Source organism: Methylorubrum sp. Q1 (assembly GCF_004683995.1).
Lineage (GTDB): Bacteria > Pseudomonadota > Alphaproteobacteria > Rhizobiales > Beijerinckiaceae > Methylobacterium.
In genome coordinates this window covers 34,136-52,018 of record NZ_SRHQ01000001.1, presented here as the reverse complement: position 1 = coordinate 52,018, position 17,883 = coordinate 34,136, and the positions used below count along the sequence as shown (strand labels likewise).

20 protein-coding genes are annotated in these 17,883 nt (G+C 68.7%); 13 read left to right on the top strand and 7 right to left on the bottom strand.

Going from position 1 to position 17,883, the window contains the following annotated elements; all coding sequences use genetic code 11:
* The first annotated feature begins 123 nt into the window (after positions 1 to 123).
* Positions 124 to 1,650, top strand: coding sequence for a sensor domain-containing diguanylate cyclase (locus tag E4V01_RS00230; RefSeq protein ID WP_135296990.1), 1,527 nt, complete (start codon positions 124 to 126; stop codon positions 1,648 to 1,650).
* A 105-nt stretch (positions 1,651 to 1,755) separates the two neighbouring features.
* Here E4V01_RS00230 and E4V01_RS00225 read toward each other — a convergent pair whose 3' ends face one another.
* From E4V01_RS00225 to E4V01_RS00215, 3 genes are all read right to left on the bottom strand, one after another.
* On the bottom strand, positions 1,756 to 2,175 hold the full coding sequence (locus tag E4V01_RS00225) for a BA14K family protein (protein WP_135296989.1): 420 nt from the start codon (positions 2,173 to 2,175) through the stop codon (positions 1,756 to 1,758).
* A 151-nt stretch (positions 2,176 to 2,326) separates the two neighbouring features.
* A complete protein-coding gene (locus tag E4V01_RS00220) occupies positions 2,327 to 3,238 on the bottom strand; it encodes a PhnA-like protein (RefSeq protein ID WP_135296988.1) in 912 nt (303 codons plus the stop codon).
* A 47-nt stretch (positions 3,239 to 3,285) separates the two neighbouring features.
* Complete coding sequence (locus tag E4V01_RS00215; RefSeq protein WP_135296987.1) at positions 3,286 to 3,618, bottom strand: CsbD family protein; 333 nt, start codon at positions 3,616 to 3,618, stop codon at positions 3,286 to 3,288.
* A gap of 318 nt (positions 3,619 to 3,936) precedes the next feature.
* Between E4V01_RS00215 and E4V01_RS00210 the strand changes: the two genes are divergently transcribed.
* From E4V01_RS00210 to E4V01_RS00160, 11 genes are all read left to right on the top strand, one after another.
* Positions 3,937 to 4,302: a helix-hairpin-helix domain-containing protein gene (locus tag E4V01_RS00210; protein WP_135296986.1), complete on the top strand. Its 366-nt coding sequence runs from the start codon at positions 3,937 to 3,939 to the stop codon at positions 4,300 to 4,302.
* A gap of 110 nt (positions 4,303 to 4,412) precedes the next feature.
* Entirely contained in the window at positions 4,413 to 5,042 is a 630-nt protein-coding gene (locus E4V01_RS00205) for a ribonuclease D (protein ID WP_135296985.1), read from the top strand.
* A gap of 267 nt (positions 5,043 to 5,309) precedes the next feature.
* A complete protein-coding gene (locus E4V01_RS00200) occupies positions 5,310 to 6,068 on the top strand; it encodes a lipopolysaccharide-assembly, LptC-related protein (RefSeq protein ID WP_135296984.1) in 759 nt (252 codons plus the stop codon).
* Positions 6,065 to 6,805, top strand: a complete 741-nt coding sequence (locus E4V01_RS00195) for an LptA/OstA family protein (protein WP_135296983.1) — start codon at positions 6,065 to 6,067, stop codon at positions 6,803 to 6,805. Before E4V01_RS00200 ends, E4V01_RS00195 begins: the two co-directional genes overlap by 4 nt.
* 17 nt (positions 6,806 to 6,822) lie before the next feature.
* Positions 6,823 to 7,692, top strand: a complete 870-nt coding sequence (gene lptB, locus E4V01_RS00190; RefSeq protein WP_060769953.1) for an LPS export ABC transporter ATP-binding protein — start codon at positions 6,823 to 6,825, stop codon at positions 7,690 to 7,692.
* Positions 7,693 to 8,449: 757 nt separating this feature from the next.
* The gene (rpoN, locus tag E4V01_RS00185) at positions 8,450 to 9,985 is read left to right on the top strand and encodes an RNA polymerase factor sigma-54 (protein ID WP_135296982.1); all 1,536 of its coding nucleotides are present in this window, start codon (positions 8,450 to 8,452) and stop codon (positions 9,983 to 9,985) included.
* A gap of 113 nt (positions 9,986 to 10,098) precedes the next feature.
* Positions 10,099 to 10,707, top strand: a complete 609-nt coding sequence (gene hpf, locus E4V01_RS00180) for a ribosome hibernation-promoting factor, HPF/YfiA family (protein ID WP_060769954.1) — start codon at positions 10,099 to 10,101, stop codon at positions 10,705 to 10,707.
* Positions 10,708 to 10,903: 196 nt separating this feature from the next.
* On the top strand, positions 10,904 to 11,371 hold the full coding sequence (ptsN, locus tag E4V01_RS00175; RefSeq protein ID WP_003598085.1) for a PTS IIA-like nitrogen regulatory protein PtsN: 468 nt from the start codon (positions 10,904 to 10,906) through the stop codon (positions 11,369 to 11,371).
* A gap of 1 nt (position 11,372) precedes the next feature.
* Positions 11,373 to 11,702 carry a hypothetical protein gene (locus tag E4V01_RS00170; RefSeq protein WP_060769955.1) on the top strand — a complete coding sequence of 110 codons (330 nt, stop codon included), beginning with the start codon at positions 11,373 to 11,375 and terminating at the stop codon, positions 11,700 to 11,702.
* A gap of 109 nt (positions 11,703 to 11,811) precedes the next feature.
* Complete coding sequence (bchI, locus tag E4V01_RS00165) at positions 11,812 to 12,825, top strand: magnesium chelatase ATPase subunit I (protein ID WP_135296981.1); 1,014 nt, start codon at positions 11,812 to 11,814, stop codon at positions 12,823 to 12,825.
* 134 nt (positions 12,826 to 12,959) lie between these two features.
* A complete protein-coding gene (locus E4V01_RS00160; protein WP_135296980.1) occupies positions 12,960 to 13,592 on the top strand; it encodes a cysteine hydrolase family protein in 633 nt (210 codons plus the stop codon).
* Between the two features lie 73 nt (positions 13,593 to 13,665).
* On the opposite strand, the gene E4V01_RS00155 is transcribed toward E4V01_RS00160, so the two are convergent.
* From E4V01_RS00155 to E4V01_RS00140, 4 genes are all read right to left on the bottom strand, one after another.
* The gene (locus tag E4V01_RS00155; RefSeq protein ID WP_135296979.1) at positions 13,666 to 14,304 is read right to left on the bottom strand and encodes a 2,3-bisphosphoglycerate-dependent phosphoglycerate mutase; all 639 of its coding nucleotides are present in this window, start codon (positions 14,302 to 14,304) and stop codon (positions 13,666 to 13,668) included.
* Positions 14,305 to 14,443: 139 nt separating this feature from the next.
* Positions 14,444 to 15,247: a 4-hydroxy-tetrahydrodipicolinate reductase gene (gene dapB / locus E4V01_RS00150; protein WP_060769959.1), complete on the bottom strand. Its 804-nt coding sequence runs from the start codon at positions 15,245 to 15,247 to the stop codon at positions 14,444 to 14,446.
* Between the two features lie 74 nt (positions 15,248 to 15,321).
* Positions 15,322 to 16,011 (bottom strand): MarC family protein, encoded by a 690-nt coding sequence (locus E4V01_RS00145; RefSeq protein WP_060769960.1) that lies wholly within the window; start codon positions 16,009 to 16,011, stop codon positions 15,322 to 15,324.
* 36 nt (positions 16,012 to 16,047) lie between these two features.
* Positions 16,048 to 16,782, bottom strand: a complete 735-nt coding sequence (locus E4V01_RS00140; RefSeq protein WP_056192650.1) for a class I SAM-dependent methyltransferase — start codon at positions 16,780 to 16,782, stop codon at positions 16,048 to 16,050.
* A gap of 230 nt (positions 16,783 to 17,012) precedes the next feature.
* Between E4V01_RS00140 and gloB the strand changes: the two genes are divergently transcribed.
* Positions 17,013 to 17,792, top strand: a complete 780-nt coding sequence (gene gloB / locus E4V01_RS00135; RefSeq protein ID WP_135296978.1) for a hydroxyacylglutathione hydrolase — start codon at positions 17,013 to 17,015, stop codon at positions 17,790 to 17,792.
* Positions 17,793 to 17,883: the final 91 nt, after the last annotated feature.

Sequence of the window (17,883 nt, the reverse complement as noted above, 5' to 3'; positions counted from 1 at the left end):
GAGCCGACCCCGGTAACGCCGCTTTAGCCATGGTCGGATCGGGCGTCGGCGTCGCGCCCCTGCGAAAGGTTTGCTTAGAGCGCCGCACCCAAAGAGAGCGGACCATTCGTCAGAACGAAGCCGATGCGTATCTCCGAAGGCGAACAGAACCGGATGCAGGCAGGATCGCTGTCGGCGCGGTGGCTTCCGCTGGCCCGGTACGTCCGCTCCGCCCGGAGCTGGATCATCCTCGGCGTGCTCGCACCGATCGGCATGCTGGTGCTCTCGGCCATCATGCTGCTCGAGCTTCGCCAGGACGCTTGGGACAAGGCCGAGCAGACCTCGAAGGACCTGCTTCAGGTGATCGAGCGCGACATCGCCCGCAATGTCGAGATCATCGATCTGTCCCTCCAGGGCGTCGTCGATAACCTCAAGGCGCCCGGCTTGGTGGACACCCATCCGTCCTTGCGCCGCCTCGCCCTGTTCGACCGCGCCGCGACCGCCCGCGACATGGGGGTCATGCTGGTCGTCGACGAGAACGGCGACAGCATCATCGATGCGAGCGCCGATACGGCCCGCCGGCTCAACAATGCCGACCGCGATTACTTTCAGGCTCACAGGACGCACGCCGATCTCGGCCTGCACATCAGCAGACCCTTGATATCGCGTCTGCTCGGCGAACCGGTGATCGTGCTGAGCCGGCGCATCGACAAGCCGGACGGCAGCTTCGGTGGCGTGGTGCTGGCGAGCTTGAAACTGTCCTATTTCAGCAGGCTGTTCGCCCGGATCGGGCTTGGTCGCGAAGGCGGGATCAACCTCTACCTGCGCGATGGCACCCGCGTGATGCGCTACCCCTTCGTGGAGAGTGACATCGGTGCGAACATCGCCGGTGCCCCGACCTTCCGGGCCTTCGTCGCCAAGCGCGAAGGCAGCTTCAAGGGGGTCTCCGTCCGCGACGGCGTCGAGCGGTACTACGCCTTCACCCAGGTCGGCGAGTTACCGCTCGTCCTCAACATCGCCCTCGGAACGCGGGAGATCGAGGCGGAGTGGCGGGAGAAGGCCGCCATCATCGGCTTGGCGGTTCTCGTCCTGTGCGGATTGACGGTTCTGCTCTCGCTGCTGTTCGGGCGGGAACTGCGCCGCAGCGCGGCCATGCAGGCCGAGCTGGCTCGCCTTGCCCAGACCGACGTCCTGACCGGCCTGCCGAACCGGCGCCATTTCGAAACGGTCTTCGCCCAGACCTGGGAGACGTCTCGGCTTACGGGCAGGCCGCTGGCGCTCATCCTGATCGATGCCGACCACTTCAAGCGCTACAACGATCGCTACGGCCACGCGGTCGGCGACGCCGTGCTCAAGGGGCTGGCGGACAGCTTGAGCGCCAGCGTTTGCCGACCGGGCGACCTCGTCGCCCGCGTCGGCGGAGAGGAGTTCGCGGTCCTGCTGCCCGGGACCGACCATAACGGCGCGACACGCATGGCCGAGACGATTCACCGTGCGATTGCCGGAGTTGCCATGCCCTCCGCCGGCATCGCTCCCCGAACGGTCACCGTGAGCCTCGGCCTCGCCGTGCATTCCGGCAGCGGCACCGCCGCGGATCTCTACCGGCGGGCCGACGCGGCGCTCTACGAAGCCAAGGCGGGCGGGCGGAATCAGACCCGATATGCGGCCTGACGCGGCGGCGCAGTCGGCCGCGTCGGGCAAACGTCCCTGGTCGCAGCTGCTCCGATCGGGCCACCCGCGCAGCGATATCGTACCTGCGCGGGTGAACCGCTCCGCTTACGGGCAGGGGTGGCGGGCGCCATCATTGCCGAGATAGGTGCCGCTCTGCGCGTCGTAGGAGCGGAAGCGGCGGGCGCAGGCCGCCACGGCTTCCGGATCGGCGCCGCCCTGGACGACGACGGGCGCGGCCTGGGCCTGCGAGTTGGCGATGGCGCCGCCGAGGATGGCACCGGCCGCCAGCCCCGCGACACCGGCGCCGACCGCAGCGCCGACGCCCGGGCCGCGGCGATAGCCTCGACCGTAGCCGTAACGACGGTGCCCGTAATGGCGGTGGCCGTAGCGGCGGTACTGGACATAGTCGGTCGGCAGCTCGCCCCGAACCAGGGCGTCCACCGGACTCTGCGGCACGGGCGCAGCCAAAGCCGGCGTGCCGACGAGGAGGGCGGTCATGGCGGCGAGGGCGAAGGTCGATTTCATCGGTCTGGAAACTCCTTTGGTCGTTGAGCCTCGGCTCGAAACGGGGGCGCCGGGCGGTTCCAACGGCCGGCCCCCCCTTGTTGTACAACGTCCGAACCGGGTTCCCGCGTCCGGCGGCCGGATGCCACCGGCACGGGGCCGGATCGACGGATCAGTCGCGAACGGTCAGGGATGCCGGCTTCGGCGCGGCGAGAAGCCCGCCGAGGAAGGCCGCGATTGCGCCGAGGATCAGCGCGATCGCGGCGTAGAGGGCGCCCTGGGTCGCGACCGATTTTGCGGTCTTGGCCGCCTCTTCCGCCTGCTTCTTCGCGGTGGCGACCGCCTGCTCGTACTGCTTCTGGTAATCCTGGACCTGCTGGCGCGCTTGATCGACCGGGATGTTCTGCGCCTTGGCGAGCGCGTCGGCGGCGCGCGTCTCCGCCTGCTGCTTGTCGGCTGCGTCGCCCGAGAGCAGGGCACGCACGGCCGAGACGGCGGCATCGCGGGCTGCCTGCGGGTCTTGGCCGGCAGCCTGATCCTTCACCCGCTGCTCGATCCGGTCGAGCGGGTTGGAGACCTTGGTCAGCGAGGGAGCGGCGGCCTGAGCGGCGGTCTGGATCGTTCCGCCGACGAGGTTGCCCGCTCCGCCGAGGGCCGAACCCACGGTGTTGACGGCGCTGCCGACGACGCCGCTGGCAGCGGAGGTCAGCAGGTAGAGGACGACGAGGGTGGTGACGACCCACGACACGAAGCCGTGCAGCCCGGCGATGCCGCGCAGGGGCTTTCCGGCGAGGCGCCCCGCGATCAGGCCGCCGACGAGGGAGGCGACGATACCGGAGGCGACGAACCATGCGCCGGCCCCAAGGGAGAAGTTCGACGCCGTCGGGTTCTCGGCCGTGTCGAGGCCGACCGAGGCGAGGCCGGCGGCGACGCCCGCGAGATTGATGACGACCTGCGTCACCAGCGCCGTCGCGGCGCCGGCGAAGACGGCGCCCCAGGAGACCTGATTGAGGGCCACGGTCTCGTGGGCGAGGCTCCGCGTGCCGTCGATGGGCGAGGGTTGGAAGCCGGAAGGGTGAGTCACTCTGGTACTCCGAGTCTGGGGCCGTTCGAGGAAGTCGTGGTCCGGCGTCAGTTGCGCCCGCGCACGAGAAGGCCGAGGCCGAAGCCGACGAGGCCGGCAATGAGCAGGGAGGTGTGCGGCCACTCGACCGAGCGCTCGTGTCCCTCTTGCAGGGAGCGGCGGCCGCGATCGTAGAGATCCTCGGCGGTGTCGTAGGCCTCGTCCGCGGCGTGCCGCGCGGTGTCCTTGGCCTGACCGTAGATGTTCTCCACCCGGCCCGCGGCCTCGCGCAGACGGCCCTCGGCCGAATCGTTGTGGGAACCGGTCAGGTCTCCGACCGCGCCCTGTACCTTGCCGCCCAACTCCCGGGCGGCGCCCGTGATTCTGTTCCCATCGACCATGGTCGCATTCCTCGTTCGAAAAGTGCCTGTCGCGCCGCCTTTCGGGGACGGACCGTCATTCGGTGCCGGTCGTCAGCTTGACCGGGCAGCGGTGCACGAACGGGTTGTGAACGCCCTGGTTCCGCCGCGACCGTGCGGGTCCACAGTCACAATCGCGCCATGCCGCCCGCGCCCGCCTCCTTACGTTTTCAACGGGCGTCGTCGCCCGAAGTGCCTGGGATCGGTGCGGGATCGCGTTCAAGGACGGTTCAACCTGTCCGCCCTAGATGTCGAAAACGGGCGCGGCGCCCCGCCGCCCCGAGATGTCGGGAGATCGACATGCGTTCGTCTCTGCTGCGTACATTCACCGTTCTGATCGGGCTCGCTGCCGCCCCGGCCCTGGCCCAGGCGCCGAGTCCGGCCGCGCCATCCACCGCCACGAGGCCCCCGGCCAGCGCTCCCGCAACCGCGCCGGCCGCCACACCCTCCGCCGCCCCAAAAGCGGATACGAAGGCGGAACTCATCGACATCAACTCGGCCAGTGCCGAGGAGCTGAGCCGGCTCAAGGGCATCGGCGAGGCGCGCTCGGCGGCCATCGTCAAGGGCCGCCCCTACCGGGGCAAGGACGAGCTGGTCCGCAAGAAGATCGTGCCGGAAGCGGTCTATGCCGGCATCAAGGACCAGATCATCGCCAAACAGAAATAGACGGTCAGAAGTAGACTTCGCATCCGCCCGTGGATCGGCGGAGCTATCGGGATGGCGCGCGCGGTGCTACGCGCGGGCCGTCCCGCCCTTCGAAGACGTTTGAACCGACGATGGCCGCCGCCCCTTCCCGGATTCGCCTCCACCACGGCGACCTGCCGCCCGATTTCGAGCCGGGCGCGGCGATCGCGATCGACACCGAGACGCTGGGGCTCAACCCGCATCGCGATCGGCTCTGCGTCGTGCAGGTGTCCCGCGGCGACGGCAGCGCCGATGTGGTGCAGATCCGGCCCGGCGACCCGGCACCGGAGCGGCTCATGGCTGTCCTGGCCGATGCCGGCGTCGTCAAGATCTTCCACTTCGCCCGGTTCGATCTCGCGGTGCTGTTCAACGCGTTCGGCGTCATGCCGGCTCCGGTCTACTGCACGAAGATCGCCTCGAAGCTCGCCCGCACCTACACCGACCGTCACGGCCTCAAGGACGTTGTGCGCGAACTCGTGGGCGTCGATCTCTCCAAGCAGCAGCAATCGTCCGATTGGGGCGCCGGGAGCTTGAGCCAGGCGCAGATCGACTACGCTGCGTCCGACGTGCTCCACCTGCATGCCGCCCGCGAGCGTCTCGATGCCATGCTGGCCCGCGAAAGCCGCACCGAGATGGCGCAGGCCTGTTTCGATTTCCTTCCGACCCGATCCAAGCTCGATCTCGCCGGCTGGCCGGAGGTCGACATCTTCGCCCACGCCTGAGAGTCAGGGGCCCCCCGAAGGTCACTGCCGGCCCGGCGAAGTACAGGGTACCTGAGCGAGCGGCGTCCCTGCGGTGCCGAGAGCGATGCCGGCCGGCAACGCCGCGCGGTAAGCATGCCGAGATGCGGTGCTTCATGCCGCTTTCGGTGCGAGGGCGCACGCGGGTGCCGTTGATCATTTCGCAAAGACGAGGCCATAACTTCGCCACCGCACCGGGGCATCCGGCCGGCGGGGCGCGACCGCAAGCGCCGACCCTTCAGGAACGCGATGCAGGCGGCCGACACCATCCAGGGGGAGACGGATCTCCTCGCGCTCGCCGCGAACGAGAACGCGCGTCGCAAGCGCGCGCATGGACGCGCGCGTCGGCACAGCGCGCAGGTGCGGACGCTACGCCGGGTGATTCCGGTCACCGCCGGCATCGCCGTGCTGGGGCTCGCGGCCATCGTGCTATGGAGCCCGCTGACGGGCAGCATTCCCAACGTCTCCTTCGGCCCGATCAGCGTTTCGGGCACCAAGGTGACGATGGAGAATCCGCGGCTGTCCGGCTTCCGCAAAGGCGAACGCGGTTACGAAGTGGTCGCCGACGCGGCGCAGCAGGACGTGCGCAAGCCCAGCATCATCGAGCTTCAGGCCATGAAAGGCCATGTGGCCACAGACGACAAGGGCGGCCGCGCCTACCTTGAGGCGAAGGGCGGTGTGTTCGATTCCACCCGCGAATCGCTCAACCTCGAGAATGACATCCGGCTCTGGACCGACAAGGGCGAGGAGGTTCGCCTCTCGGTCGCCACCGTTGATTTCAAGACCGGCAGCCTGCGCTCGTCCAAGGCCGTCACTGTCACAGTGCCGTCGGGTTCGATCGTCGCCGACACCCTCGACGTGGTCGAGAACGGCCGGGTCGTCTCCTTCGTCGGCCGCGTCCATGCCGTGTTCCACGGCGACGAGGCCGAGAAGGAGAGCGATGCCAAGGTCGCCTTGCGGACGGATTCGGAGCGCATCCACACCTCCGCTGCGGAACCCACGCGATGACGCCGCGTCTCGGCCCGGCGCTTGCCGCCGGCCTCGCTCTCCTCCTGGCGCATTCCGCCGCCGCAGCTCCGACCAAGGAGACGGTGAGGGAGAAGCCCGCCGCGCTCGGCACCGTCGGCGGCGGCAAGGGGCCGATCAAGATCGACGCCGACCGGCTCGACGTGTTCGACAAGGAGAACAAGGCGATCTTCGCCGGCAACGTCGTGGCGGTGCAGGGCGAGAGCACGATCCGCTGCTCGGCGATGACGGTCCATTACAAGCGCGATAAGGACAAGGATCCGGCCAAGGACGCGAACAAGGACGCGGCAAAGTCGGAGGCTGAAGCCGCCGAGGCTGCGAAGGCCAAGGCGGCGCTCGGCGGCAACGGCATCCGCAAGGTCGAATGCGCCGGCCCCGTGACCGTCGCGCAGAAGGATCAGATCGCCACCGGTGACAATGCGGTGTTCGATCAGGAGGCCAAGCGCATCGTGCTGACCGGCAACGTCGTGCTCAGCCAGTGCCAGAACGTCACCCGTGGCTCGCGTCTCGTCTACGACATGGCGAGCGGGCGGGCCAACATGGACCCGGTGGCCGGCGGACGCGTCTCGGCGATGTTCGTGCCGGGCGAGGGCGGCCAAGCCAAGGGCAGTCAGCCGAAGGGCTGCACCCAGCCGGCCGTCGCGGCCAAGCCCGGTACCAAGGGTGCCGACAAGGGTGCCGAAAAGCCGGCCGTGAAGACGCGGGCGCAGGCGAACTGACGGTGACCGGAGCCGGGATGCCTTCGGGCGTGCCGCTTCGCGCGGTCGCCGAGCCGAAGCCGGCGAGCCGAGGCCGCAAAGCCTCATGGTTCGGCCGCCTTCTCGGGCGCGCTGGATCGGCACCGCAGGCGGCCTCCAGCGGGGTGCTCGCCGGGGACGGCGGTCCGGGCGTGCTGCACGTGCGCGGTCTTCGCAAGAGCTACGGTTCCCGCACCGTGGTCCACGAGGCCGGGCTTACCGTCCATAACGGCGAGGCAGTGGGACTGCTGGGCCCCAACGGCGCCGGCAAGACCACGATCTTCTACATGATCACAGGCCTCGTCCCGGCCGATCGCGGCTTCATCAGCCTGGACGGCATGGAGATCACCCATCTGCCGATGTATCAGCGGGCTCGGCTCGGTATCGGCTACCTGCCGCAGGAAGCCTCGATCTTCCGCGGGCTCTCGGTCGAGGATAACATCCGCGCCGTGCTCGAAGTGGCCGAGCCGGACCGCAAGGCCCGCGAGCGCAAGCTCGACTCGCTGCTGGAAGAGTTCGACATCGCGCGCCTGCGCAAGTCGCCGTCGATCGCGCTCTCGGGCGGCGAGCGGCGGCGGTGCGAGATCGCTCGGGCGCTCGCCTCCTCGCCGACCTTCATGCTGCTCGACGAGCCCTTCGCCGGCATCGACCCGATCGCCGTCGGCGACATCCAGGATCTCGTGAAGCACCTGAAGCAACGCGGCATCGGCGTGCTCATCACCGACCACAACGTCCGCGAGACGCTCGGCCTGATCGACCGCGCCTACATCGCCCATTCCGGCCGCATCCTCACCGAAGGCACGCCCGAGCAGATCGTCGCCAACGAGGACGCCCGGCGGCTCTATCTCGGCGAGGATTTCCGGCTTTAGCAGGCCGCTGCAAAAGTCCGACGCGGTAGAACGATCATCTCCAGCTCGATCGAACTTCGCGCCGAGCGTGAGGCGTGCTGACGGGATGAAGCGTCGGCTGCCGGATTGCCCGGCATCGACAACCGGCTTCCAGGGAATGTTTCACTCCTCCCCGAGGCTTTTGCGGCAGCCTGTTGGGGTCTCTCGCAAAACTCCCGCTGCCCCGTCCGCGCCAAAGCGAGAACGGTCAGAGATCGGGGCATTGATGAGGTAGCCTCAAGGCGCCGCAGCAATAGGCTTCGCGAAGCACGATCCCCTAGCCTCACAACGCGGTCGGCGGCATTTGCGTGACGATGCGCCATCCTGGATCCATGGTTCGTGTTCGCGGTGGCCCGCCGCGCGCCGTTGACATCCTCTGCCGCTCCAGTTGCGGGGGGCATTGTCGAGCGAAAAAGGCTGAGCTTGAACACCAGTGCCGAACCATGATTGCGCCGGCCACGATGCGAGAAAGACTTTCTTTCCTCGCCGGTTCTAATCTCGAACAAAATAGCGACTGATAAACGCGATCATTCGGCTTTCGGGCGTGGCGATGTGGAAGGGGCCTGTTGCCCGGCTACCGCAATGCACCGATTCAGGTAGGGGCACAGAGAAACGGCTTTGACGTGTCGAGCCGATGGCGCTAGAACCAATCAAAGGAGAAGCAAAGAACGTGCCGGGGTTGGTGCGGCTCGTGCGCGGGCTGCGATTTTCCAATGATTTCTGAAGGTTGGGCGTCGAGATGAGTCTGCTCCAGCGGCTCGAGATGCGTCAGGGCCAAGCCCTGGTGATGACACCGCAACTGTTGCAGGCGATCAAGCTCCTGCAGCTCTCGCAACTCGATCTCTCGGCCTATGTCGATGCCGAACTGGAGCGCAATCCGCTTCTGGAGCGCGCCGAGACCGAAGGGGAGCCCGAGCGCGTTGCGCCGGAGACCTCGGGCGACGGCGCGTACGACGGGGGCGACGGGCCGGAATCCGAGACATGGCTCGGCTCCGACATGACGCAGAGCCGCAGCGAGATCGAGGGCGACCTCGACACGCGCCTCGACAACGTGTTTGCCGACGAGAACCCCACGCCCCGCGAGACCGGAGCCGGGGACATGCTCTCGCTGACCCCGGCCCCTTACGGCAATGCCGGCGGCAGCTTCGACGGGGAGCTTCCCGATTTCGAAGCGACGCTGACCGCCGAGACCAGCTTGCGCGAGCACCTCGCCGCACAGCTCGATCTCGCGACGCAAAGCCCGTCCGACCGACTGATCGGCAGCTTTCTGATCGATGCGGTGGACGATGCGGGGTACCTGCGCGAGGATATCGACGGCGTGGCGGAGCGGCTTGGCGCCTCGCTCGACGACGTCGCCCGCATCCTGAAACTCGTCCAGACCTTCGATCCGCCGGGCGTGGCCGCCCGCGACCTCGCCGAATGCCTCGCGATCCAGCTTCGCGAGCAGGATCGGTTCGATCCGGCGATGCAGGCGCTGGTCTCGCGCCTCGATCTCGTGGCCAAGCGCGACTTCCCGGCCCTGCGCCGGCTCTGCGCCGTGGACGACGAGGATCTCGTCGAGATGCTGGCCGAGATCCGCCGCCTCGACCCCAAGCCCGGCCGCGCCTTCGGCGCCCACGCCGTCGAGGTGCTGATCCCCGACGTGTTCGTGCGCCCCGCGCCCGACGGTTCCTGGCTGGTGGAGCTGAACTCCGAGGCGCTGCCGCGGGTGCTGGTCAACCAGAGCTATTATGCCCGCGTCTCGAAGGGAGCGGTGGCGGACGGCGACAAGGCGTTCCTGTCCGAATGCCTGCAGACGGCCAACTGGCTCACCCGCAGCCTGGAGCAGCGGGCGCGGACCATCCTCAAGGTGGCCACCGAAATCGTCCGCCAGCAGGACGCGTTCTTCCTGCACGGGGTCGCCTACCTGCGTCCGCTCAACCTCAAGACGGTCGCCGAGGCGATCGGCATGCATGAATCGACCGTCTCCCGCGTCACCTCCAACAAGTCGATCGGCACCAGCCGCGGCACCCTGGAGATGAAGTACTTCTTCACCGCCGCGATCCCCGGCGCCGCCGGTGCCGCGTCCCATTCCTCGGAATCCGTGCGTCACCGCATCAAGCAACTTGTCGATGCGGAAGCCTCCGACGTCCTGTCCGACGACGCGCTGGTGCAGCGGCTGCGCGACGAGGGCGTCGACATCGCCCGCCGCACCGTCGCCAAGTACCGGGAGTCGCTGCGGATCCCGTCGTCGATCGAGCGCCGCCGCGAGAAGATGGCCACGGCCGCCCGCTGACCCCGGCCGGGTCGTCGGCGCGCGAAAGCCTTGCGCCGGCTCGCCTTCGCGTTTGACTTGCCCCGTCCCCCTTTCTAACTCTCGATGTCCCGGCAGGAAGAGCGGAGACGTCGATGGCAGGTTTGCGGGTGACGGGGCATGGCCTCGATCTCGGTACGGCCCTGCGAGGCCGGGTCGAGGACCGCATGGCGGCGACCCTCGCGAAGTATCTCGATCCGCATATGAGCGGCAGTTGCACGGGGCACGTGACGCTGCGGCGCGATGGGGCGGCATACCGAACCGACTGCGTCCTGCACCTGGTCACCGGGCTGACGCTGGAAGCCTCGGGCGCGGCGCACGACGTGCATGCGAGCTTCGAGCAGACCGCCGACAAGCTTGAGAAGCGCCTGCGCCGCTACAAGCACAAGCTGAAGGATCACGGCGCGGCGAGCCACAACGGGGCGGATATTGAGGCGGCCTACGCCGTCTTCGCCGCGCCCGACGACGAGGTGGACGACGAGCCGCTCGATGCGGAGGCAGAGGAGGGCGCGCATCCGCCGGTGGTGGCCGAGAGCACGCGCACGCTCAAGCGCCAATCCGTCAGCGAGGCGGTCACCGCTCTCGACATGACCGGCGCCCCGGTCGTCGTGTTCGTTCACGCTGGCACCGGGCGCATCAACGTCGTATATCGGCGCAGTGACGGTGCGATCGGGTGGGTCGATCCGCCCGGCGAGCGGGAATGAGGCAGGGGCTCGCCTCAAACCCTCTCGGAGTGGCGTTCGGGGCCTTCACGACGACCCGGAGACCGGTGCCGGAATCGGTTTCCGGGATTTCGGGCAGGCTCGCGATGCGCTCCGTGCCGGGGCCGTAGGGTCTCGGCAGTCGTGCATGGAACGCGGGATCGCTGGATGGATCCCGCCCACGAGGCGTTTAGTTTTCATGCCGATGCTCGAATTTCTGAACCCGGACTCGGTCGTTTCTTCGTTGCGCGTGCGGGACAAGAAGCACGTCCTCCAGGAACTGGCCGCCCATGCGGTCCGCCGCCTCCCGAACCTGTCCGAGCGGGACGTCTTCGAAACCCTGCTCCACCGTGAGCGCCTCGGCTCCACGGGGATCGGCGACGGCGTGGCGATCCCCCACGGCAAGCTCCCTCAGCTCGACCGGCTGTTCGGCCTCGTCGCCCGGCTGGAAAAGCCGGTGGATTTCGATGCCCTCGACGGCCAGCCCATCGACGTCGCCTTTCTCCTGCTCGCTCCCGAGGGCGCGGGGGCCGACCACCTGAAGGCACTCGCCCAGGTCGCCCGGCTCCTGCGCGAGCCCGGCATGCTGGAGCGCATCCGCAGCGCCCGCGACGCGACCGCTCTTTATGCCCTGCTCGCCAACGGCCCAACGACCCAGGCCGCCTGACATGGCCGTATTCTCTCCCCGCGCTGCCCTCGTTCTGGCGGCGCTCCTCGCTCCCGCCAGCCTGCATGCGGAGGGCGAGGCGGCCTGCGCCCGCGACGTGCTCGTCGCGGGTTCGATGCAGCGGCAGGCGATTGACCAGCTCGAAGGCGGCGGCGAGGACGAGGCCAGCCTGTGCCGCGTCTGGCGCCGCCATGTCGAGACCATGCGCCGGATCGCCGGCGTCTACGGCCGCTGCCTGTCCGGCCCCGAGCGGACCGAGCGCCTGACCCAGGTCCAGGCCTCGGAAAAGGAATTCTCGGGCCTCCTACGCAGCCGCTGCCGCGGGATGTGAATCCGAGCGCGGCTGTTCGCGCCGCGCAATTCGTGCATGATCGGTGCAACCGCCCGTGAGCCCCTTCTGGGCCCCTTCCGGGCCCCTCCGGCCCAGGAACCGATCCCGCGTGCCTGCCTTTCCCTTCACCGCCATCGTCGCCCAGGAGGAGATGAAGCGGGCGCTGCTGATCGCGGCGGTCGATCCGTCCGTCGGCGGCGTCCTCGTCTTCGGTGACCGGGGCACCGGCAAGTCCACGGCGGTGCGGGCGCTCGCGGCGCTGCTGCCGAAGATCCGGGCGGTTGCCGGCTGTCCCTATTCCTGCGCGCCCGACAGCCCGGCCGAGGCTTGCCCTCACTGCGCACGCGGACGCGGCAAGAGCCATCAGATCCCGGTGCCAGTGGTCGATCTGCCGCTCGGCGCCACCGAGGACCGGGTGGTCGGCGCGCTCGATCTGGAGCGGGCGCTCACCAAGGGGGAAAAGGCGTTCGAGCCGGGCCTGCTGGCGCGGGCCAACCGCGGCTTCCTCTACATCGACGAGGCGAACCTGCTGGAGGACCATCTCGTGGACCTCCTGCTCGACGTGGCGGCCTCGGGCGTCAACACCGTCGAGCGCGAGGGCCTGTCGCTGCGCCATCCCGCCCGCTTCGTCCTCGTCGGCAGCGGCAACCCGGAGGAGGGAGAACTGCGTCCGCAGCTTCTCGACCGCTTCGGCCTCGCCTGCGAGGTGACGACGCCGACCGATATCGCCACCCGGATCGAGGTGGTGCGGCGGCGCGACGCCTACGAGCGCGACGGCGAGGCGTTCTGCGCCGCGCAAGGGAAGGCCGAAAAGGCGCTCCAGAAGACGATCCTCTCGGCCCGCGAGCGTCTCGGCAGTGTGAGCGTGCCCGATGCGGTTTTGGAGAACGCAGCCCGGCTCTGCCTCGCCCTCGGCACCGACGGCCTGCGCGGCGAACTCACCCTGATGCGCACCGCCCGTGCGCTTGCCGCCCTCGACGGCGACGAAACGGTCTCCGTGGCGCATCTCCGACGGGTGGCGCCGAGCGCGCTGCGTCACCGCCTGCGCCGCAACCCGCTCGACGAGTCGGGCTCCACGGCGCGCGTGGCGCGGGCCGTGGAGGAGGTTTTGGGACCGGGATAGAGGTTGGGTTGGCCGCTAGAGCATCGTCCTCGACACCGGATCCACGACGATGCTCTGGGCTTTTGGTTTTGCCTCATCTTTTTTACGAAGGCCGCTGACCACCTTTCGGGACAACGCTCCAAGCCGGTTCCCTCTTGCTGACTCACGGTGCCGATATGGACGGTGGTGTAGCTCTTGCGATCATCGATCTTCAGAACTGGATGTTCCGCTATCAGGATCGCTCCAGTCAGATCGGGCGCCTGTTGACGAGCTTGAATGGATTGATCTCGACATTCGAGGGGCGATCGCTGCCGATCTACGACATCGTAACGATCCATAAGCGGGACCGAAGCACTTGGTCCAAACTTATGTTGAAGTATGATTATCCTTGTCTGCTCGAAGGCACGCCGGACATCGAGGCGATCGAGGGCTACCTCGTGCCTCCCTCGGCTCAACGCGTCGTCAAGACGCAAAACAGTGCGTTCTACGGAACGGACTTCGAGGATCGGCTGCGTGCCGCGAAGATCGAGACGTTGATGTTGGCCGGTGTCTTCATCGACGGGTGCGTCGGATTGACAGCGGCCGATGCCGCTCAACGCCGTTTCAACGTCATCTGCATTGAGGATGCTGTGGGCCAGGTCGATGCTGCCTTGCGCCAGCCGCTCATGACCTGGTTGCAACAGCTCTATGAAATCGATGTGCTGTCTGCAGAAGAGGCCGTCAAACGGATCGGACAAGGAACTCCGCTTCCGCCCGATTCGACGGTGCCTTCCATGGACCCGATCTGACGCGTTCTCGTCCCGACCCGCACAGGCTGTCAGCGCATCGGGACGAGGAGCAAAGCGGGCGGGGCGGAAAGTATCAATCGTCCTGATCGATGTCCTTGTCGAGGACCGTCTTCGACTCGACCGTGGTGTCGGCCTTGAGCCGGTAGACCAGGGGGATGCCGGTGGCGATCTCGAGGCTGGCAATGGTCTTGGTGGTCATGCCGTCGAGCACCATCACCAGCGCCCGCAGCGAGTTGCCGTGGGCCGCGACCAGCACCCGCTCGCCCGACATGACGCGCGGCAGGATCGTCTGGATGTAGTAGGGCAGCACCCGCGCGGCAGTGTCCTTGAGGCTCTCGCCGCCGGGCGGGGGCACATCGTAGGAGCGGCGCCACTCGTGGACCTGCGCGTCGCCCCAGCGCTCGCGGGCATCGTCCTTGTTGAGGCCGGAGAGGTCACCGTAGTCGCGCTCGTTCAGCGCTTCGTTGCGGATCGTCTCCAGGCCAGCCTGGCCCATCTCCTCGAGGATCAGCGAGCAGGTGTTCTGGGCGCGCCGCAGGTTCGAGGTGAAGGCCACGTCGAACTGCGTGCCCTGGCTCTTGAGCCAGCGCCCGGCCCGGCGCGCCTCGAGGATCCCGAGCTCCGTCAGCTCCGGGTCGCGCCAGCCGGTGAACAGCTTCTTCAGGTTCCATTCGCTCTGGCCATGCCGAGCGAGGACGAGCAGGCGCTCCATGGGACGGGTCTCTCCGGAGAAGGATAGGGCGAGGCCGCCGCACGGCGCCTCGCGATCTTGGGCGGGCCTCTACCAGAGGCGGCGGCGCCTCCCAAGCCTGAGCCTGACGTTCCGTTGGATTCGTTATTCGGACGTCAGTCTAGTCGCGAAGCCCCAGCACGTCGTCCATGCCGTAGAGGCCCGGCGGCTTGTCGAAGGCCCATTGCGCCGCCCGCACGGCGCCGCGGGCGAAGATGGCCCGGTCCTCGGCGTGGTGCGAGAGGGTGATCCGCTCCGAGGGGCCGGCGAAGATGACGCTGTGGTCGCCGACCACCGAGCCGCCACGCAGGGTGGCGAAGCCGATATCACCGGGCCGCCGCGCCCCGGTATGGCCGTCGCGGGTCGAGACGCGGGTCTCGGCCAGGGCGACATTCCGGCCCTCCGCCGCCGCCTCGCCGAGCAGCAGCGCCGTGCCGGAGGGCGCATCGACCTTCATCCGGTGGTGCATCTCCAGCACCTCGATGTCGAATTCGTGGCCCAGCGTCGCGGCGACCTTGCGCACGAGGCCCGCCAGCAGGTTGACGCCGAGCGACATGTTGCCCGAACGCACGACGCGGGCATGGTAGCTCGCCGCCTTCAGCCGCGTCAGGTCGTCCTCGGAAAGCCCCGTGGTGCCGACGACATGGACGATGCGGGCCTGCGCGGCGAGTTCGGCGAAGGCCACCGTCGCGGCCGGCGCGGTGAAGTCCAGCACCCCGTCTGCCGCCACGAACAGCGACAGCGGGTCGTCGCTCACCGGCACGCCGAGTTCGCCGATCCCGGCCAAGCGCCCGGCATCCTGGCCCAGGGCGGCGGAGCCGGGGCGCTCGATGGCGCCGTGCAGCGTGCAGCCCTCGGCCTCCGCGACCGCCCGGATCAGCATCCGCCCCATGCGCCCTTCGGCGCCCACAACGACGAGCTTCATGATGATCGACTCTTCGCTCCGATGAATGGCCGGCTCACCCAGCGCTCATAGCGCGGATGGCGGCCGCTGACTGTCTATACCCGATGCGAGGCGATCAGCGGCCCGAGCACGTCCGACACGCCGCTGACGGTGATCTGCGTGCCGACACAAAGCAGCAGGAAGGCCGAGAGACGCCCGAGAACCCGTGCCCGCACCGATCCGATCAGGGTCACGACCCGGTCCGCCGAGCCGTAGGCGAGACGGATCACCCCGGCGATGGCCAGGGCCGCCAGGGAGGCGCCGAGGAAGAAGCCGGCGAGTTCGCCGGGCTCGGAGGGGCGGTTGGCGCCGAGCGCGATGGCGACGGCGATGGTGCCGGGCCCGGTGGTGAAGGGCAGAGTGAGCGGGAAGAACGCGACCTCGGCAAGGTTCTCGCCGGTCTCCGGCTCGGCCTCGGCATGCTTGCGGGCCTCCCGCGCCTCGGGGGCGGTGAGCATGGTCCAGGCGAAGGCCGCCACGAACAGGCCGCCGGCGATACGCAGGGCCGCCAGCGACACGCCGAAGAAATTGAGGATCGGGGCGCCGGCCCAGAGGGCGGCGAGTATGACGAGCGCGGCGTAGAAGCCGATCCGCCGCGCCAGCTCCGACCGCTCGGCATGCGAACGTTCGGAGGTGATCTGCGCGAACATCAGCGCCGAGCCGACCGGGTTCACGATCGAGAACAGGCTGGACAGCGCGAGCAGGAAGCTCGTCAGCACGGTTTCGAAGCCAAAGGATGGCAGCATGCTCGCTCGCGGCGACAGGGAGGAACCGCGCCGGCTTTAGCCCGGCTGTCCGGCGGGCACCAGCACCCGCGCCGGCACGCGGCTTTCCAGCCGGCGCACCTGCCGCACGGCGATCGGCCGGTAGAGCTGCTTGGTCGCGTCCACCACGTGCAGGCCGGCGAACGGCATGGCGAGGCCGGTGCCGAACCGCTCCCAGGCCGCGGCGGTGCGGAGCCAGAACCGGCTGCGGATCGGCGGCATGTAGAGCGTCTCGGCCCAGCCCTCCGGCGAAAACAGCGTGTCGCGCATCAGCCGCGAGAGCTGCGAGCGGCTGTAGGGTTGGCCGTGGCCGAAGGGCGTCGCGTCGCGCCGCGCCCAGACGCCGGTGCGGTTGGGCACGACGAGGATCAGGCGTCCGCCGGGTGTCAGCACCCGCCACACTTCGGCGAGCAGCTCGCTCGGGCTTTCCACCGCTTCGAGGCCGTGGACGAGGATGACGCGATCGACCGCGGCCTCGGGCAGGGGCAGCATGGTGAGATCGGCGAGCGCCGTCACCGAGCGCCCGCTGGAGGGCCAGTTCACGACGCCCTGCGTCGCCGGCATGAAGGCCAGCGTCCGCTCCGCGATGACGTGGACGGGGCCGAGATAGGGCGTAACGTAGCCGAGCCCGAGCACGCGCAGCCCCGAGACGGAGCCGAGGAAGCCGTGGATCGTCCGGCCGACGACACGGTGCGTGACGACGCCGAGCGGGCTGGCGTAGAAAGCGCGCAGGTCCGTGACGTCGAGGCGCATCGGATGGGGTGCCGGCACGGCCGGTTGTCCTCCGCAGGGCTGATGCGGCATCAATGGGGATCGCGGAGGCGTCGGGCAAGCGTGGCTACGCGTCCGATCCCGGAACCGTCACCGCGATGCAACGGTTCCCCGCCCGGGCTTGCATCGCGCGTCCCGGCGCCGGTCACGCCCGGCGGCCCTTTCCCCGTGACCGTCCGGGTGGAAAAGTCAGTTTTCGCGAAAGGTCTTCGATGACGAGAGCGGCCCCCGAGATCCGCACCTTCCTGTGCCGGAGCGACAATATCGGCGTGCTGATCCGCGATCCCGCCAGCGGCGCCTGCGCCGCCATCGACGTGCCCGAGGCCGCGCCCGTGCTTGCCGCCCTCGACGCGGAGGGCTGGCAACTCACCGACATTCTCGTCACCCACCGCCACGGCGACCACATCGAGGGGATTCCCGAGGTGGTTGAGCGCACCGGCGCGCGGGTGACCGTGCCGGAGAAGGCGCGCGGTGCGGTGCCGGGCGCCACCCGCACGGTCAAGGAGGGCGACACGGTGACGGTCGGCGGTCTCACCGCCGCGGTCTGGGAGACGCCGGGGCATTGCGCCGACCACGTGACCTACCATTTCGCCGATGCCGGCGTCGTGTTCTCAGGCGACACCCTGTTCACCCTCGGCTGCGGCCGGGTGATGGAGGCCGAGCCCGAAACGCTCTGGCGCTCCCTCAGCCGCTTCCTCGACCTGCCCGACGCGACCGCGGTCTACAGTGGTCACGATTACGTTCTCTCCAACGGCCGCTTCGCGCTGGCGGCCGATCCGGACAACGCCGACCTGAAGGAGCGCGTGGCCGAGGCCGAGCGGCTTGCCGAGCAGGGCGGCTTCCTGATTCCGTCGACCATCGGCCAGGAGAAGGCGACGAACCCGTTCCTGCGCGTGGGCCAGCCGGCCCTCGCCCGCTCGGCGGGGCTCGAGCCGGGCTCCGACCCGGCGGCGGTGTTCACCGCTCTGCGGGCTTGGAAGAACCGCTTCTAAAGCGCATTCCGACGAAGTGGCCACCGGTTCGTCGAAAGAACGCGCGTGAAAACAGAGACCGAGAGACGCCGGCCTGATGCAATGGGGTCGG

Excerpts from the sequence above, each read along its gene's own strand:
- E4V01_RS00155 (WP_135296979.1), bottom strand. The coding sequence starts at position 14,304 with ATGGAGCGCCTGCTCGTCCTCGCTCGGCATGGCCAGAGCGAATGGAAC.
- E4V01_RS00200 (WP_135296984.1), top strand. The coding sequence starts at position 5,310 with ATGCAGGCGGCCGACACCATCCAGGGGGAGACGGATCTCCTCGCGCTC.
- dapB (WP_060769959.1), bottom strand. The coding sequence starts at position 15,247 with ATGAAGCTCGTCGTTGTGGGCGCCGAAGGGCGCATGGGGCGGATGCTG.
- E4V01_RS00225 (WP_135296989.1), bottom strand. The coding sequence starts at position 2,175 with ATGAAATCGACCTTCGCCCTCGCCGCCATGACCGCCCTCCTCGTCGGC.
- rpoN (WP_135296982.1), top strand. The coding sequence starts at position 8,450 with ATGAGTCTGCTCCAGCGGCTCGAGATGCGTCAGGGCCAAGCCCTGGTG.
- E4V01_RS00170 (WP_060769955.1), top strand. The coding sequence starts at position 11,373 with ATGGCCGTATTCTCTCCCCGCGCTGCCCTCGTTCTGGCGGCGCTCCTC.
- E4V01_RS00210 (WP_135296986.1), top strand. The coding sequence starts at position 3,937 with ATGCGTTCGTCTCTGCTGCGTACATTCACCGTTCTGATCGGGCTCGCT.
- E4V01_RS00215 (WP_135296987.1), bottom strand. The coding sequence starts at position 3,618 with ATGGTCGATGGGAACAGAATCACGGGCGCCGCCCGGGAGTTGGGCGGC.
- E4V01_RS00230 (WP_135296990.1), top strand. The coding sequence starts at position 124 with ATGCGTATCTCCGAAGGCGAACAGAACCGGATGCAGGCAGGATCGCTG.
- E4V01_RS00205 (WP_135296985.1), top strand. The coding sequence starts at position 4,413 with ATGGCCGCCGCCCCTTCCCGGATTCGCCTCCACCACGGCGACCTGCCG.
- gloB (WP_135296978.1), top strand. The coding sequence starts at position 17,013 with ATGACGAGAGCGGCCCCCGAGATCCGCACCTTCCTGTGCCGGAGCGAC.
- ptsN (WP_003598085.1), top strand. The coding sequence starts at position 10,904 with ATGCCGATGCTCGAATTTCTGAACCCGGACTCGGTCGTTTCTTCGTTG.
- hpf (WP_060769954.1), top strand. The coding sequence starts at position 10,099 with ATGGCAGGTTTGCGGGTGACGGGGCATGGCCTCGATCTCGGTACGGCC.
- E4V01_RS00145 (WP_060769960.1), bottom strand. The coding sequence starts at position 16,011 with ATGCTGCCATCCTTTGGCTTCGAAACCGTGCTGACGAGCTTCCTGCTC.
- E4V01_RS00140 (WP_056192650.1), bottom strand. The coding sequence starts at position 16,782 with ATGCGCCTCGACGTCACGGACCTGCGCGCTTTCTACGCCAGCCCGCTC.
- lptB (WP_060769953.1), top strand. The coding sequence starts at position 6,823 with ATGCCTTCGGGCGTGCCGCTTCGCGCGGTCGCCGAGCCGAAGCCGGCG.
- E4V01_RS00195 (WP_135296983.1), top strand. The coding sequence starts at position 6,065 with ATGACGCCGCGTCTCGGCCCGGCGCTTGCCGCCGGCCTCGCTCTCCTC.